17 protein-coding genes are annotated in these 14,468 nt (G+C 71.1%); 6 read left to right on the plus strand and 11 right to left on the minus strand.

All coding sequences use genetic code 11. The features are described 5' to 3' along the window. The first annotated feature begins 36 nt into the window (after nt 1-36). Nucleotides 37-534 (plus strand): DUF2505 domain-containing protein, encoded by a 498-nt coding sequence (locus OO014_RS05960; RefSeq protein ID WP_272461368.1) that lies wholly within the window; start codon nt 37-39, stop codon nt 532-534. A gap of 130 nt (nt 535-664) precedes the next feature. Here OO014_RS05960 and pruA read toward each other — a convergent pair whose 3' ends face one another. The 8 genes from pruA to OO014_RS06000 form a co-directional block, all read right to left on the minus strand. After that, nucleotides 665-2,293 carry an L-glutamate gamma-semialdehyde dehydrogenase gene (gene pruA, locus OO014_RS05965; RefSeq protein WP_272461369.1) on the minus strand — a complete coding sequence of 543 codons (1,629 nt, stop codon included), beginning with the start codon at nt 2,291-2,293 and terminating at the stop codon, nt 665-667. A 112-nt stretch (nt 2,294-2,405) separates the two neighbouring features. Beyond that, entirely contained in the window at nt 2,406-2,807 is a 402-nt protein-coding gene (locus OO014_RS05970; RefSeq protein WP_272461370.1) for a DUF4870 domain-containing protein, read from the minus strand. Between the two features lie 92 nt (nt 2,808-2,899). Next, nucleotides 2,900-3,622: an SGNH/GDSL hydrolase family protein gene (locus tag OO014_RS05975; RefSeq protein ID WP_272461371.1), complete on the minus strand. Its 723-nt coding sequence runs from the start codon at nt 3,620-3,622 to the stop codon at nt 2,900-2,902. Nucleotides 3,623-3,765: 143 nt separating this feature from the next. Continuing rightward, nucleotides 3,766-4,677, minus strand: a complete 912-nt coding sequence (locus OO014_RS05980) for an alpha/beta fold hydrolase (protein ID WP_272461372.1) — start codon at nt 4,675-4,677, stop codon at nt 3,766-3,768. Between the two features lie 120 nt (nt 4,678-4,797). Continuing rightward, a complete protein-coding gene (locus OO014_RS05985) occupies nt 4,798-5,394 on the minus strand; it encodes a TetR/AcrR family transcriptional regulator (RefSeq protein WP_272461373.1) in 597 nt (198 codons plus the stop codon). Nucleotides 5,395-5,434: 40 nt separating this feature from the next. Continuing rightward, complete coding sequence (locus tag OO014_RS05990; protein ID WP_272461374.1) at nt 5,435-5,995, minus strand: NUDIX hydrolase; 561 nt, start codon at nt 5,993-5,995, stop codon at nt 5,435-5,437. Next, the gene (locus OO014_RS05995; RefSeq protein WP_272461375.1) at nt 5,992-6,432 is read right to left on the minus strand and encodes a DUF6912 family protein; all 441 of its coding nucleotides are present in this window, start codon (nt 6,430-6,432) and stop codon (nt 5,992-5,994) included. The genes OO014_RS05990 and OO014_RS05995 overlap by 4 nt, the downstream gene beginning before the upstream one ends. Beyond that, nucleotides 6,432-7,853, minus strand: coding sequence for a WS/DGAT/MGAT family O-acyltransferase (locus OO014_RS06000; protein WP_272461376.1), 1,422 nt, complete (start codon nt 7,851-7,853; stop codon nt 6,432-6,434). The genes OO014_RS05995 and OO014_RS06000 overlap by 1 nt, the downstream gene beginning before the upstream one ends. A gap of 40 nt (nt 7,854-7,893) precedes the next feature. Between OO014_RS06000 and OO014_RS06005 the strand changes: the two genes are divergently transcribed. Together OO014_RS06005 and OO014_RS06010 are read left to right on the plus strand one after the other, a co-directional pair. Beyond that, on the plus strand, nt 7,894-8,271 hold the full coding sequence (locus OO014_RS06005; protein ID WP_272461377.1) for a hypothetical protein: 378 nt from the start codon (nt 7,894-7,896) through the stop codon (nt 8,269-8,271). 9 nt (nt 8,272-8,280) lie between these two features. Further along, entirely contained in the window at nt 8,281-9,639 is a 1,359-nt protein-coding gene (locus tag OO014_RS06010) for a hypothetical protein (RefSeq protein WP_272461378.1), read from the plus strand. Here the strand turns inward: OO014_RS06010 and OO014_RS06015 are convergent. Together OO014_RS06015 and OO014_RS06020 are read right to left on the minus strand one after the other, a co-directional pair. Beyond that, nucleotides 9,600-11,114: an AAA family ATPase gene (locus tag OO014_RS06015; protein ID WP_272461379.1), complete on the minus strand. Its 1,515-nt coding sequence runs from the start codon at nt 11,112-11,114 to the stop codon at nt 9,600-9,602. The genes OO014_RS06010 and OO014_RS06015 overlap by 40 nt on opposite strands. Further along, nucleotides 11,111-11,788, minus strand: a complete 678-nt coding sequence (locus tag OO014_RS06020) for a hypothetical protein (RefSeq protein WP_272461380.1) — start codon at nt 11,786-11,788, stop codon at nt 11,111-11,113. Before OO014_RS06020 ends, OO014_RS06015 begins: the two co-directional genes overlap by 4 nt. A gap of 331 nt (nt 11,789-12,119) precedes the next feature. Between OO014_RS06020 and OO014_RS06025 the strand changes: the two genes are divergently transcribed. Continuing rightward, entirely contained in the window at nt 12,120-12,347 is a 228-nt protein-coding gene (locus OO014_RS06025) for a helix-turn-helix domain-containing protein (protein ID WP_272461381.1), read from the plus strand. Nucleotides 12,348-12,383: 36 nt separating this feature from the next. Here the strand turns inward: OO014_RS06025 and OO014_RS06030 are convergent, their stop codons facing one another. After that, nucleotides 12,384-12,941 carry a hypothetical protein gene (locus tag OO014_RS06030; protein ID WP_272461382.1) on the minus strand — a complete coding sequence of 186 codons (558 nt, stop codon included), beginning with the start codon at nt 12,939-12,941 and terminating at the stop codon, nt 12,384-12,386. Nucleotides 12,942-13,176: 235 nt separating this feature from the next. Between OO014_RS06030 and OO014_RS06035 the strand changes: the two genes are divergently transcribed. After that, nucleotides 13,177-13,911 (plus strand): LysM peptidoglycan-binding domain-containing protein, encoded by a 735-nt coding sequence (locus OO014_RS06035; protein WP_272461383.1) that lies wholly within the window; start codon nt 13,177-13,179, stop codon nt 13,909-13,911. Then, nucleotides 13,908-14,450, plus strand: a complete 543-nt coding sequence (locus OO014_RS06040) for an Rv3235 family protein (RefSeq protein WP_272461384.1) — start codon at nt 13,908-13,910, stop codon at nt 14,448-14,450. The genes OO014_RS06035 and OO014_RS06040 overlap by 4 nt, the downstream gene beginning before the upstream one ends. The last annotated feature ends 18 nt before the right edge of the window (nt 14,451-14,468 follow it).

The raw sequence follows: 14,468 nt of genomic DNA on the forward strand, positions 1-14,468 counted from the left end.
GGCCGCAGCGCGGGCGCGTGCCTTAGCGTTGGGGCCATGCGGATCACCGAGACGATCACCTACCACGCGCCGGTCGAGGTGGTCTATGCGATGAAGACCAACCCTGAGTTCCAGGAGCGCAAGTGCGCCGACTCGGGGGCACTGCAGCACGACGTGGCCGTGCGCGAGCAGGGGGAGGGGGCGGTCGTCGTGACCCGCCGGGACCTGTCCACCGACGGGCTGCCCGACTTCGTCAAGTCCATCGTGGGTGCGCACCTGTCCGTCACCGAGACCTACCAGTGGGACGGGCCCGCGGCCGACGGCTCCCGTGAAGGCACCCTGACGGTCGAGGCCGCAGGCGCGCCGGTGGCGATGCGGGGCACCGTGCGCATGACCCCCGAGTCGGGGGCGACTCATCTGACCATCGACGGGGACCTCAAGGCCAGCGTGCCGCTCGTCGGCGGCCGCATCGAGAAGGCGGCCGCGCCCGCCTTCATCGAGGCGCTGCGCAGCGAGCACGAGTCCGGCCGTCGGTGGCTGGACGAGCACCGCTGAGCGGCCGCCCGGCCGCAGGTTGCATCCGCGCCGCCCCGAGCCCAGCGGCATACGACTGCTCTCGTATGCCGCTGGGCTGGCTGGCGAGGGACCGTCGCCTCCCGACGTGGCGGGTTCTCCCGTCGGCGCCCTAGCCCATGTGGGGGTAGCGGTGGTCCGTCGGGGGCACGAAGGTCTCCTTGATCGAGCGCACGCTCGTCCAACGCAGGAGGTTCTGCGCCGCGCCGGCCTTGTCGTTCGTGCCTGACGCGCGGCCGCCGCCGAAGGGCTGCTGGCCGACGACGGCTCCGGTCGGCTTGTCGTTGATGTAGAAGTTGCCGGCCGCGAAGCGCAACCGCTCGGTGGCATCGGCGATGACGTGCCGGTCCTGGGCGATGATCGAGCCCGTCAGGGCATAGGGCGCGACCCGCTCCATCTGTCCGAGGACCCGGTCGTAGTCACCGTCGTCGAAGACGTGGACCGCGAGGATCGGCCCGAAGTACTCGGTGGTGTAGCACTCGTCGTCGGGGTCGGACGCCACCCAGATCGTCGGCCGGATGAACCAGCCCTCCGAGTCGTCGTAGGTGCCGCCGGCGATGACCTCGACGCCGTCGGTCGCGTGGGCCCGGTCGATCGCGGACTTGTGCTTGGCGAAGGCCCGGTCGTCGATGACCGCGCCGATGAAGTTGCGGAAGTCGGTGATGTCGCCCTGGGCCAGGCCGTCGGTGATCGAGACGAGGTCGTCCTTGATCAGCTTCCAGACGGACACGGGGACGTACGCGCGAGAGGCCGCGGAGCACTTCTGGCCCTGGTACTCGAACGCGCCGCGGATCATCGCCGTGCGCAGCACCGCCGGGTCGGCGCTCGGGTGGGCGAGGATGAAGTCCTTGCCGCCTGTCTCCCCGACGAGGCGCGGATAGGTCCGGTAGCGGTCCAGGTTGCTCGCGACCTCCTTCCAGAGGTGCTGGAACGTCGGTGTGGACCCGGTGAAGTGGATCCCGGCCAGGTCCGGATCGGTCAGCGTCACCTTCGAGACCTCGGCGCCATGACCGGTCAGCATGTTGATGACCCCCGGGGGCAGTCCCGCCTCCCCGAGCAGGTCCATGATCACCGTGGCCGCCCGCTGCTGAGTCGGGGCCGGCTTCCAGACGACGGTGTTGCCCATCAGTGCCGGCGCAGTCGGCAGGTTGCCGGCGATCGAGGTGAAGTTGAACGGCGTGATCGCGTAGACGAACCCCTCGAGGGAGCGGTAGTCGGAGCGGTTCCACACCCCCTTGCTGTTGAGCGGCGGCTGCTGCTCGAGGATCTGGCGCGCGAAGTGGACGTTGATCCGCCAGAAGTCGATCAGCTCGCAGGCTGCGTCGATCTCCGCCTGGTAGGCCGTCTTGGACTGGCCGAGCATCGTCGCGGCGTTGAGCCGGGCCCGCCACGGGCCTGCGAGCAGCTCGGCCGCCTTGAGCAGGATCGCCGCCCGATCGTCGAAGGACAGCGCGCGCCACTCCGGGGCGGCGGCCTTCGCGGCGTCCACGGCCCGCTGGGCGTCCTCCCTCGTCGCACCGCGGAGGGTGCCGAGCACCTTGGCGTTGGCGTGCGGCTGGCGCACCGAGATCTCCTCACCACCGCCCATGACCCGCTCGCCTCCGATGACGTGCGGCAGCTCCACCGGCGAGGAGGCGAGCTCCTTCAGGGCCGCCTCCAGCCCGGAGCGCTCCGGCGAACCGGGCGCGTAGTCGAGCACCGGCTCGTTGACCGGTGCAGGCACATGGGTCACTGCGTCCATCGAGACTCCTGCTGTGTGCGTCGGCGCCGTCTGACGGCGATGGGATGGTCGCCTCGTGGGCGACCATCCCATCGTTCCACGCCCCCGCTCGGACGGATCGGGAGGCGGTGGGTCAGCGCAGCACCGTGATCCCCCACGGGTAGCGGTAGAGCTCGCCACGGCTGGCCAGGACGGCACCGCGCACGTGGCAGTACACCCCCGCGGCAAAGGCGGCCAGCCACAGGATGATGGCGATCGGGATGCCGATCAGCGTGATGAAGAAGATCCAGCCGACGATGGTCACCGCCCAGATCACGAGGTTGAAGTTGAAGGCGCCCGCTGCCGACTGGCGCACGAACGCGCTCTTGTCCCGGTAGAGCGCCCAGATGACGAGGGGCCCCACGAAGGAGAGCCAACCGACGGACACGACCGCGGCGACGATGGTGGAAATGTGACCGAGGACCGCCCACGTGCGCTCGTCATCGGTGACTGCGACAGCGTCGCGGCTCGGGTCTGGCTGGTACGGGTACGTCATGACGCCAGTCTGAGGCCCGGGATCCCCTTCCGCGATGCAGGTCCTCCCTGACCGCACCCTGACGCCACCCTGAGCCGACGGCCCACTCGGCGTCACGCCGATGCGACGGCTCCGACCGTGTCGGCGGGGTCGGCGGAGTCGGCGACCTGGCTGCCCGCAGCATCGATGCCCAAGGCCTGGAGCAGCGTGCGGGCCATGACCTGGTGACCCCGCGCGCTCGGGTGGACGGCATCATCAAGCCAGTCGGCCGGAGCGACCTCCACGCCAGCGGCCGTCGCGGCCCGCTCCCACGCAGCCGCATGGTCCACCAGAACCACCCCCAGGGACTCCGCCACCTCGCGCACCGCCGCCGCGTAGCCCGCCATGAGCTCGGGTGTGCGCACCGCCTCGGCGAGCACGGGGGGCGGCGTCTGCAGCACGACCGTGGCCCCCACGTCCCGCCCCGCCTGGACGATCTGGTCCAGGCGGAACCGGAAGCCTCGCACGCCTTCGTCGGCGTCGAGCATGTCGTTCGTGCCGTACATGACGAAGAGCACGTCCGGGGCGAAACGGGCGGCGCGCCAGTGGAACTCGCCCAGGACATCCTGTGCCGTGCTCCCGGACACACCAGAGTTGATCACGGCATCACCGAGGCGCCCCAGCTCGCCGCGAACCCGCTCTGCGAACAGCTCGACGAAGCTGCGCCGGCCGTGGGTGTGAACCACTCCCTGGGTGATGCTGTCGCCGATGAAGGTCCACGTCACCGGCGGCCCGCCGAGCACCTCTCGCAAGCGCTCTGCGTCGCGGCGGGCGTACTCATCGGCAGTGAAGTCCATTGACGCACGGTAACAAGGGCCCGCTGCCGCCGGTCCAGCCCCGCCCACGGGCTGGACAAGCACCCGGAGCCACCCTGAATGGGACGGACGGAAGGGCTGGATCGGCGGCGGGGCGCGGACCGAGCCCAGCGGCATACGACGTCTCAGGCGACGCTGCTCTCCTCCGCTCGCGGCAGGACGCGCACCTGCGGCCGCTCCCCGGCGTGGAGCGAGGGTTCGACCGGCAGGCGGGCGGCGAAGCGAGCCACCGCTCCCCCGACCGCGGGGTCGGCGAGCAGCCTGCGGTGGCCCAACCCGGACGTGGAGTAGAGCTGGCCGTCCGGCCACTGGGCGACCAGGCGAGCCGACGGGCCGTGGGCCGTCTCACGATCCACGAGGTCGTGCACCACGAGCAGGTCCGGCCGATGCTCCAGCTCGCGGCTGAGGTGCGCCACGTCGAGCACGATGACGGGATAGCCGGTGCGTCGCTCCGCTCGAGCCACGAGCCGTCGCTCGGTGCGCCGCCCGAATCGCAGCGTCGCGCGCAAGCGGGCCAGGAAGTCCGGCACGCCCTCCACGGGGGCGATGAGCACCAGGCGCTCGGTGGAGAGCCAACCGTCACGCAGCGCGAGCAGCGTGGACAGGGCCCCGAGAGAGTGCGCGACGACCGCTCTCGCCGGGCCGAAGCGCGCAGCGACGGCGTCGAGCGACCGCCCGAGCTCAACGGCATCGCTCGTGCCTGAGCCATGCTCACCGGGGTCCGATCGCCCGTGGCTCAGGCCGTCGAAGGCGACGACCTGGAGGCCCTGGTGCAGCAGATGCCTGACGAGGGGCTGGAGCTGCTCGGCGTGGCCGCTCCACCCGTGGACGAGGTAGACGACCGGCCCCTCGCCCCAGGTCCATCCCCGGATCGCCCTGCGCCGAAGCTGCACCTCGAAGGGGCTGCCGAGCAGCTCACGGACGTCGCCCGGTGCGGACTGGTCCACGCGGGCCGGGGGCGGGAGGCGGAACCACAGGCGGTAGGCCCAGGCCGCGGCGACGGGCGGGGAGACGAGGTCCACGGCTCGGAAGGCCACGGAAGCCAGGGTCAAGGAAACTGAACGATCGGTCGTGCTTTTTTGTGCGGATGACTGTGCCATTGCTGCTCCTGGGTGAAGGTCCGGACCGGGTCCGGCGTGTGGAGGTGCTGCCGCCCGTCAGGTGGCCTGGGCCCGACAGCTGTCGAGCAGTCGCTCGAAGGAGCGCCGGGCGAGCTCGTCGGCGCGCCGGTCGCGCATCAGCCGGCGGGCATGGTGGTGGGCCAGGAGGATCCCCTCGAGCTCGTAGGCCACGAGGGCTGGGTCCACGTCGGTCCGGAAGTGCCCCTCCGCCACCGCCGTGCGGACGACGAGCGCGATGGACTCCTCCTTGTCGCGCTCGGCCCGGACCAGCTCGTCGCGCACCGGGCCCTCCTGGTCATCGAACTCGCTCGCAGCGTTGACGAAGATGCAGCCCCCGCTGAAACGCCCCGTCTGCCACGCGAGCCAGTGCTCGAAGAAGGCGCGCAGGCGCGGCTCGCCACGCGGTGCCTTGACCGCGGGCCGCAGCACATGGTCGGTGAACAGGTCACGGGCGTGCCGAAGGACCTCGACCTGCAGGGACTCCTTGGACAGGAAGTGGGCATAGAGGCCGCTCTTGGACAGGTTGGTCGCGGCCGCCAGCGTGCCGATGGTCAGACCGCCGAGCCCGACTCGAGAGGCCAGCTCACTGGCCTCGCCGAGGATGACCACCTTGGTCTGCTCGCCCTTGCTCACCTCATCATAAAAGCACGATCGTTCGTCTGAGCGCAAGAGCTCAGGACGGTGCGCGCCCGGTCGCCTGCGGCGGCAGGCCGATCCACTCGTGCAGCTGCTCGCGCCACACCGCCAGGCTGTCCGGGACGAATGCGTCCGGCTCCCGGTCGATCCGTCCGACGACCTCGGCCAGCGGCACCCACTCCCCCCACGCCACCTCCTCGGGCTGCCAGCGCACGGGTCCGGACCACTGCACGACGAAGCGGTGGGCGTGATACCTCGTGTGCCGGGCCGCGTAGGGGACGGCTCCGAGCGGCACCAGCGACCCGCCCCCGTCCGGGACGCGAATGCCGAGCTCCTCCTCCAGCTCCCGGACCGCGCCGGCCGCGGGATCCTCCCCCGCGAGGACGACCCCGCCCGCCGCCACGTCGAGCAGGCCGGGAAAGAGGTCCTTGGTCTCGGTGCGTCGGTGCACGTAGATGCGACCTGCGCCCTGCCGCACCACGATGGAAGAGGCTGCGTGCCAGAGGTTCTCGCGACGCACGACCGAACGAGGCGCGGCCCCGACCACCGCACCCTCAGGGTCGTAGACAGCGACCCGCTCGTCGGGAACGCCGGTCAACTCAGCAGCCTGCGCACCTCGTCGAGCTCCGTCACGTCATACCAGAGCAGCTCGTCACCACCGCTCGACTCTCCTTGGCCCTCGTCCTCGTCCACGTGGAAGCTTGCCACGCGGTTCACGGGGACGGCACGGACCAGGTGGACCGCCGTCACGGAGGCGCCGTCCCGAGGCGAGAGCCAGCCCGGGTCTGCGTCCGCTGCCGCGACGACGCGGCGGTGTCCCCGCCGTGCCCGAGCGGAGGCCGCAGCGGCCACGGCATCGGAGAACGCGGCGTACTCGAGCTCCTCGAGGTCAAGGCCCGGAGCCCGGCCGCGGAGCGCGTCGGTGACGGCGAAGGCCGGCCGCGGGTCCGCCTCCGACGCGTCGAGGGAGCCCGTCGTGGCGAGGGCATCCAGCTCGCGCCGTCCGATCGGCAGATAGATGCGCACCACGGGCATCAGGACTCCCTCCCACTGCGTAGCTCGGCCAAGGACTCGACGATGGAGGCGCCCAGCTCGTCGACATCGGACATGGCGTCACGGTCGGCGTTGAGTCCGTAGTAGACGCCACCGTGGTAGGACGTGATGCCGATGGACAGGGCCTGACCGCGGGCCAGGGGCGTGACCGGGTAGGTGGAGAGCATCTCCGCGTCACCGGCATAGAGCGGGGACTGCGGCCCAGGAACATTGGTGATCATGACGTTGTAGAGCCGCCGCGACACCGCCGAGCCGAGGCGCGCGCCGAGCGCGTGCAGGGTCGGCGGCGCGAAACCGGCGAGGTTCGCCAAGGACGTCGCTCCCACGGCCTGTCCGCCCTCCATCTGCTGTCGCATGGCGAAGGCGATCTGGTGCAGCCGCATCGACGCGCCGGGTTCACCGACGGGAAGGTTGATGACACAGGCCATCACCTGGTTCGCGTACATGCCCGACGGGTCGTCACCGTAGACGCTCACCGGGACCATGGCACGGACGACGGTGCCGCTGTGCACCGGCTCACCGCGGGCCAGCAGCCAGCTGCGGAAGCCTCCCGTGATCGTCGCCAGCACGACGTCGTTGATGGTCACGTCCTCCGCGTAGGCCCCCTTGGCCAACCGCTTGCGCACGACCCGGTAGTCCTCGAGGTCGGTGGAGACCATCACCCACCGCCGGGCCGACCCCACCTCCGCATTGAGAGGCGACGGTGGCGCCGGCCGTGCCGCCGTGCGCGCGACGGTGGACACGACGGCCCCGGCAGACTCCACCGCCCGAAGGCCCACGTGCAGGGCGTCGTTCACACCGCCTCGGACCAGGTCGAGGACCTGCGTCGGACGCCGCACCGCGTCGACGACGGCACCGGCGACGAGCTCCACGGACGAGGGCGGCGCCTTGGGCTCCCACGGCACCTGCTCCTCGCCGAGGTCCTGCGTGCGCGTCGAGTCGACGATGACGTGCGCGATGTCCAGGGCGTTGACCCCGTCGATGAGGGCGTGGTGGGTCTTCGTGACGACCGCGAACCGCCCGCGCTGGAGACCTTCGACGTAGTAGACCTCCCAGAGGGGGCGGGTCCGGTCCAGCTTGCGCGGCTGCACCCGGGCGACGAAGTCCTGCAGCTGGCGGTCCGTCCCCGGACGCGGCAGGCCGGTCCGGCGGACGTGGTAGCTCATGTCGAACGACTCGTCGTCGACCCAGACGGGGTTGGCGATGCGGCCGGGCACATCGCGGACCTTCTGCCGGAAGCGCGGAATCGCGCCGATCCGACTCTCGATGATCCGCACGAGCTTGTCGTGGTCGAAACCGTCCCCGGGCGGCTGGAAGATCATCACCGATCCGACGTGCATCGCCGTCGTGGACTGCTCCAGATAGAGGAAGGACGCGTCGAGGGAGGTCAGGCGGTCCGACATGCTCACACTCTGCCAGACCGCTGGCCGTAGGATCCGCCCCATGCGTGTGAATCGTCTCCTGCCGTATGCCGCCTGCCTGCTCGCGCTCGGCGGCGCCACCGCGTGCGGTTCGCCGGACGCGCCCCCGCCCGACGCCGTCGCGAGCGCCCCCGTGGTGAAGCGCATGGACATCGCAGTGAACGGCACGACGATCACGCCGACGCCCTCTCAGGTCGACCTCGGAGTCGGGCAGGCCATCGAGCTCACCGTGACCGTGGACCACGACGACGAGCTGCACGCCCACGGGTTCAACGGAGCCGAAGCCGAGCTCAAGGCAGGTCAGCCGACCACCGTCAAGCTGGTGGGCACCGAGTCGGGCGTCTTCGAGGTGGAGACCCACGACCCGGCCCTCACCATCCTCACCGTCGCGGTCCGGTAGGAGGAAGCGGTGGCCAGCCCAGCGGCATACGGCATCCTCTCCCACGTCGCCACGGTCCTGCCGACCCATGGCGTCGGGAGCCGGAGTGACCTTCCCCTCCCCTTCGGGGCGCTCCTCGTGAGCGCCCTCGCGGCACTCGTCATCTCCTTCCTGGCGATCGGGGTGCTCTGGCGCGAGCCCCGGCTCGACCGGTCCCAAGGGCTGCTCCTCCCCGACCCCGTGGCGGCCGTCCTCGAGTCGCGCTGGGTCCGCCGGGTCGCCCAGGCCCTGTCCATCGCCCTCACCCTGTGGACGCTCACCGCCCTGCTCCTCGGACCCGACAGCGCCCGCAACCCCGTGCCCCACGTCGTCTACGTCTGGCTGTGGGTCGGGCTGGCCTTCGCGTCAATGCTGTTCGGCCCCGTCTGGCGGGTCATCAACCCGCTCCGGCTCCTGCACACCGGGCTGCTCCGGCTCGCTCGCGTCTCACCCGACCTCGCCGTGCTCCCCTACCGCTTCGGGTGGTGGCCGGCGGCCATCGCGCTCGGCATCTTCACGTGGGTCGAGCTGGTCGCCAACGACAACACCAGCCTCCCGTTCCTGCGCCTGCTCGTCCTCGCCTTCCTCCTCGTCTCCGTCCTCGGGGCAGCCGTCTTCGGCAGGGCGTGGTTCGACCGGGCCGACCCCTTCGAGGCCTGGTCCCGACTGCTCGGCGCCCTCGCCCCGGTGGGCCGGCGGGCCGACGGACGGTGGGTCCTGCGGACGCCGCTGCACGGGATCAACGAGCTGCGCGGCGAGCGTGGTCTCGTGGCGACCGTCGCCGTCATGCTGGGCAGCACCGCCTACGACGGGTTCTCGGCCAACCTGGCGTGGGCGACCTTCGTCCAGACCTCCACCGTCTCCGCGTCCGTCCTCAAGACCGCGACGCTGCTCGCCTTCTTCGCGGCCGTGGCGCTGACTCTCTGGCTCGCGTCCGCCGTCTCGATGGCGTTGGCCCGCCGCGCGCTGCGCGACTCCTTCGACTTCGTGTCCGACATCGCCCCATCCCTCGTCCCCATCGCGGGTGGCTATGTCGTGGCCCACTACTGGTCGCTCTTCGTCTACCAGACGCCGGTCGGGCTGGCCCTCCTCAGCGACCCGCTCGGGACCGGCGCCAACCTGCTCGGCACCGCTGGCCTCCGACCGGACGACACCCTGGTCCAGGCGACGCTCGTTGCCACCATCCAGGCAGGCAGCATCGTCCTGGGACACCTGCTCGGCGTGCTGGCGGCCCACGAGCGAGCGGTGACCGTGCTCGATCGGCGCTCCGCGATCGTCGGTCAGGTCCCCCTCATGGTGATCATGCTCTTCTACACGTTCGCCGGACTCACCATCCTCTTCGCCCCCTGACGCCACGGCCGGCTCCGTCGCTCACCGGCCCGCGTCCGGGTCCACGGAGCGACGGCCGAGGCCAGCTCGGCATAGGAGGCACGCAGAGTGGAGTCCGGAGCCTGCTCGACGACCGTGCGCCCGGCGAGGAGCGCCGCGTCCACCGTGTCCGGGTCGTTCGGCACGAAGTGCAGGCCGTCGAGACCGGCAAACCGCAGCAGCGACTCGGCGATGCGCTCCTCCGGTCGCGAGCCCACCGCCGTGGCACGGACCCGGTTGACGACCGGGATCGGCATCGGCGACGGCACCGACCCCAGCTCCTGGAGAGACCTCACGAACCGCTGGAGCGCGACAGGATCCGCCCCTCCGACCGCGAGCAGCGTGTCGGCCCGGGACAGCGTCGTGAGGGTCGCCTCGTTGCGGCGGGGGGCCGTCGTGTCGTAGCTGAGCTCCTCGTCGTCCTCGAGGCAGAAGCCGCAGTCGACGACGATGACGGTGCTCAGCCGGCGAGCGAGGTCGAGGACGCGCTCGAGCGCGGCTACCCGCAGCTCCGGCCAGCGCTCCGCCTTCGGGAGCCCGGTGAGGACGCGGAGCCGCGAAGTGACCACGGGAGCGAGGCGAGCCAGGGTGGGCAGGTCGAGGGTGCCCTGGTCCGCGGCCCGGCACGCGGCTGCGAGCCCGGGAGCCTCGTCGAGCAGCCCCAGCACCTGGGCGACGCAGCCTCCGTAGGTGTCGCCGTCGACGAGAAGGACATCCTGGCCGCGGGAAGCGAGCTCGACAGCCACGTTGACCGCGACCGTGGTGCGGCCCGGGGCGCCCGCCGGGCCCCACACGGCCACCAGGGTTGACCGCCCGGACCCGCTCGCGTCGGGCTCCGGCCCACGCACGTCGGCGTCGAGGCGCTCTGACACCTCCTCTGACACCTCCTCGGAGCCTCGAGGCTGCCACCCGACACTGGCTGGCGACCCACTCGACGCGAGGTCGGGTCCCGGCTCCCCCTCGGTCCGCGACAAGATCCCGTCGGTGGGCGCGTCACCCTGCACCAGTCCGTCAGGGACGTGGTCGGGGATGACGACGCCGTCCGCTGTCAGCCGAGCCGCAGTCGCAGTCGCAGCCGACGAGGCGGACAGGGCGTCGATGCCGGAGAGATCAGCATGCGGGCTGAGGATCTCAGCGAACGAGTCCGGATCGGCGTCGACGGACAGGATGGAGGTGACCCCGAGCTGACGCAGCCGCCGCTCGGCACCCTCGTCGCCCAACGGATAGAGACCGAGAACGACCAGGCCCGCTCGGGCGAGCCGACGGACGGTCGTCAGATCGAGACCGCGAAGATCCGCACTCACCACCGCACAGTTTCCACGTCCCGCCTCTGCGACCGAGAGCAGCTCGGCCACGTCGGCACACCGCCGGGTGACCGTGAGCCCCGGTGCCGACTCGAGGGTCGTCGCCACCATCGACTCCCACTCCGGGCTCAGTCCGGTGATGACGTCGGTCATGCGTCATCAGCCCCCGAGGCGACCCCGCCACCGGACACCGGCACCAAGGTGATCTTCGCGTCGTGATCGACCGCCTCGACCACGGCCTGCACCTCTGCGGCCGGCACGTAGAGCTGGACCGAGGTGCGAGCCGCCGCGCCGAAGCCACCCTCGCTCGCATGCACGCCGACGACCGCGACACCGTCGAGGAGCCGGGTCGTGCCGGCCGATGCCTCGTCACCGGAGCCGGGCGTGGCGTCGTCGGTGGTGACGTAGACATCCACACGCTGACCGCGGTCCAGGCCGGCTGTCGCGACCGCGTCGGTGCGCACGGTGACGCGCTGGACGTCCACCTCGCCCGGTTCTCCGAGGGCCGATGAGGGCACCAGCTCACCCGCCTGGAGGTCACGAGTGATCAGCTTTCCCTGTGGGATCGGGGCGTCGGCCCGGAGGTATCCCCCCATTCCGTCGGCCAGGGCAACTTCGACCGGCCGGAACGTCGAGGCGGTCACACGGTCACCCGCGACGAGGTTCTCCACCGCCACGTAGTAGGGCGTCCGGTTGTCGGCAGTCGCGACGAGCCGGGCGCCGAGGGCGGCCGACGCGAGCACGAGGATCACTCCCACGATGAGGCGGCTGTCCCGCCAGGAGGGTTTCTCCAGTCGCTTCGCGGTCGGTGCGGCAAGTTCGCTCATCGGTCGGTCAACCCCCTGGTCGGCGTGATGCAGTGAAGCGCCCTGGGACGCGCAACCCCGCGCAGCGGTCGGATGATCTCGCTGTAACGGCGGACGGCGTCTCGGACGAGGCGCCGGCATCAGTCCCCGGCGCCGCGCTCATCCTGCCGCATCCGTAAGCGAGCTGCCTCTTGAGGGGCAAAACTGTGGAAAACTCAATCATGTGGGCGCATCGGTGCCTAACATGAAGACGCCTCGTATCGGGTGTGTGCACCGGCCGCCGCCCGGGGTATGAGTTGCTCAACGACGCGCACGACCCGTCGCCCTGCGGCAACGAAGTGAAGGAGCAATCGTGGCCCAAAGGTTCCTCCAGTTGGCGGAGGTCTCGGAGATCCTCAACATCTCCTCGGCGCAGGCCTATGCACTCGTGCGCTCAGGGGAGCTGCCCGCGATCAAGATCGGCGGGCGTGGTCAGTGGCGGGTCGAGGTCACCGAGCTCGAGAACTACATCCAACGCATGTACGCAGAGACCAGGTCGTTCGTGCAGTCCCACCCGTTCGGGGGCGCCCTGGAGGAGTGAGGGCCCCCGGACCGTGACTAGGGGGCTGCCGCCCTGTCAGTGGTGCCGAAGGCAGCTGAGGGCGGCGAGGGGAAGGACATGCCTGCGAAGCACGTGCTTGCTCCGGCGGGGCTCGTCGAGGGCGTGCTCGGCGAGATCGAGGTGGTCGGACCCCACCGCATCGATCGTGCCGGTCAGGACGCGACCGTCCAGGTCCATCAGCTCCACCGGCACCCGGCCCCGGCTCAGGCCGCGTAGCGCCGCACCGAAGGTGAAGCGCTTGGCCACCAGAGTCGGCTCCTGCGCGCCCGGCGCCAGGCCGACCAGGTCACGCACGGCACCCAGGGGCGCCAGCACCGAACCCCGCTGAGCCTCGGCGAGGAGGAGCCAGTCGGGCCCCACGTCCGTCACGGTCCCCATGAGGCTCGCTCCCGGGGTCCCTCCGGCCAAGCGGACCGAGATCGTGGCCCGTCCGACGTTGGCGAGCAATCGCGCATGCAGGCTGACCTGCGCCCGCTCGCGGCGGGTCCGGTCCGCGACCTCCGCCTCGTGCTGCGCTCCCGACTCCGCGGTCCACGCAGCCTCGAGGTCGTCGAAGAGCTGCTCCCAACGCATCCGTGCCCCCTGTCAGAGCCAGTCTTGGCGATTCCGAGGCTAGTGGACGTTTCCACAGGTTGCAGAAGTTGAGGTTGTCAAACAACATCAAACGCCATTAAATGCCTTCATGACATGGTCAGGGGTACATGACAAGGCAGGTCCTCCACACTCGTGGGCGCGGGCGTTCGGCCTCACTGCCGGCTCGGTAGCAGCCACGTGGGCGCTGGCGCTGCTGGCGCATCAAGACGGGGCCGTGGCCGGCAGAAGCGCGCCCGCGGACCTCGAACGGGTGCTCATCACCGGGCTGCTCTGGGGAGCCGTGGCCCTCTGCGGTTGGCTCGCGTGCGTCGCCACGATCACCCTTCTGAGCGCAGCGCCCGGAGCGCTGGGCCGCGGCGCTCGGCGCCTGGCTGGGTGGCTGACACCTCACTGCGCCCGTCGCGCCCTGTCGCTCGCCCTGGGTGTGTCCGTCGGCACCGTCGCCCTCCCCGCCCCGATGGGGCTGGCGGCCGTTGTCGAGGTCGATGGACCGGCAACAGCCGCGGGTTCAGCCGCCGGCACAGCCACGTTGTCGGTCAATGAGGTGACCGGTCCCGGCTTCCGTCCCAGCGCCGCTGCAGAATCCCCGGCCGACGCTGCCGAAGCTGCCGAACCCGCCGAGGCTGCGGGGTCCCAAGGTGCAACGAGCTCACCCGGGCCCGGCTGGGTTCCGGACCGCCCGGCGAAGGTCATGCGGTCAGGGACCGCTGCTCCGCTGGGGGTGGCCCTGCGGCCCTCCGCCACCACGATCGACACGGTCACGGTGCGTCGCGGCGACTCCCTCTGGTCCATCGCTGCGCGGCACCTCGGCCCCGCGGCGAGCGATGCCGAGATTGCCGCCGAGTGGCCGCGGTGGTACGACGCCAACCGCGACGTCATCGGTGACAATCCCGACGTCGTCGAGCCCGGTCAGCTGCTGCGCGTCCCGGTCGCGGAGGTGGCCCGGTGAGGATCCCCGAGCCGGCTCGGCCGCCCGTTCCCCACGCCTCCGGCCCGGCCCCGTTCTCGGTGCGACACGTTCCGGATTTGGCGCCCCGGCGGATCAGCGCCGACGAGGCCTGGACGAGCGAGTCCGCGCCCTACACGCAGGAGTCACTGGCCCTCGACTTCTTCCCGGCGATGGAGGACGACTTCGCCCGCCAGCCGACTCGCTCGAGCGATCTGCCCGACCCCGAGCCGTTCGTCGCCAAGATCGCCCAGGCGATGGTGGAGGTGATCTCGGGGCAGCGACCTGCGACCCAGCTCATCCGGCACACCAGTCCGACGGTGTACTCACTGCTGGCTCGTCGCGCCCTGGTCTCGACCCGGCGACTGGCAGCCGGCCCTCGTCGCCCTGCCGTCGTCAGACGGATCCGCGTCTGCGAGCCGACCGACGGGGTCGTCGAGGCCTGCGCGGTGGTCGTGTCCCACGGCAGGGTGCGAGCGCTCGCCTTCCGGCTCGAGGGCCTCGACGGGCGGTGGTTGATGACGCAGGTGGCGGTGGGCTGAGCGCCCCCCCGCTGACGT

Source organism: Intrasporangium calvum, assembly GCF_028446585.1.
Classification (GTDB): domain Bacteria; phylum Actinomycetota; class Actinomycetes; order Actinomycetales; family Dermatophilaceae; genus Intrasporangium; species Intrasporangium calvum_A.

Coding starts and splice junctions, on each gene's coding strand:
- OO014_RS05960 (WP_272461368.1), top strand. CDS start 37: ATGCGGATCACCGAGACGATCACCTACCACGCGCCGGTCGAGGTGGTC.
- pruA (WP_272461369.1), bottom strand. CDS start 2,293: ATGGACGCAGTGACCCATGTGCCTGCACCGGTCAACGAGCCGGTGCTC.
- OO014_RS05970 (WP_272461370.1), bottom strand. CDS start 2,807: ATGACGTACCCGTACCAGCCAGACCCGAGCCGCGACGCTGTCGCAGTC.
- OO014_RS05975 (WP_272461371.1), bottom strand. CDS start 3,622: ATGGACTTCACTGCCGATGAGTACGCCCGCCGCGACGCAGAGCGCTTG.
- OO014_RS05995 (WP_272461375.1), bottom strand. CDS start 6,432: ATGCCCGTGGTGCGCATCTATCTGCCGATCGGACGGCGCGAGCTGGAT.
- OO014_RS06000 (WP_272461376.1), bottom strand. CDS start 7,853: ATGTCGGACCGCCTGACCTCCCTCGACGCGTCCTTCCTCTATCTGGAG.
- OO014_RS06005 (WP_272461377.1), top strand. CDS start 7,894: ATGCGTGTGAATCGTCTCCTGCCGTATGCCGCCTGCCTGCTCGCGCTC.
- OO014_RS06015 (WP_272461379.1), bottom strand. CDS start 11,114: ATGACCGACGTCATCACCGGACTGAGCCCGGAGTGGGAGTCGATGGTG.
- OO014_RS06020 (WP_272461380.1), bottom strand. CDS start 11,788: ATGAGCGAACTTGCCGCACCGACCGCGAAGCGACTGGAGAAACCCTCC.
- OO014_RS06030 (WP_272461382.1), bottom strand. CDS start 12,941: ATGCGTTGGGAGCAGCTCTTCGACGACCTCGAGGCTGCGTGGACCGCG.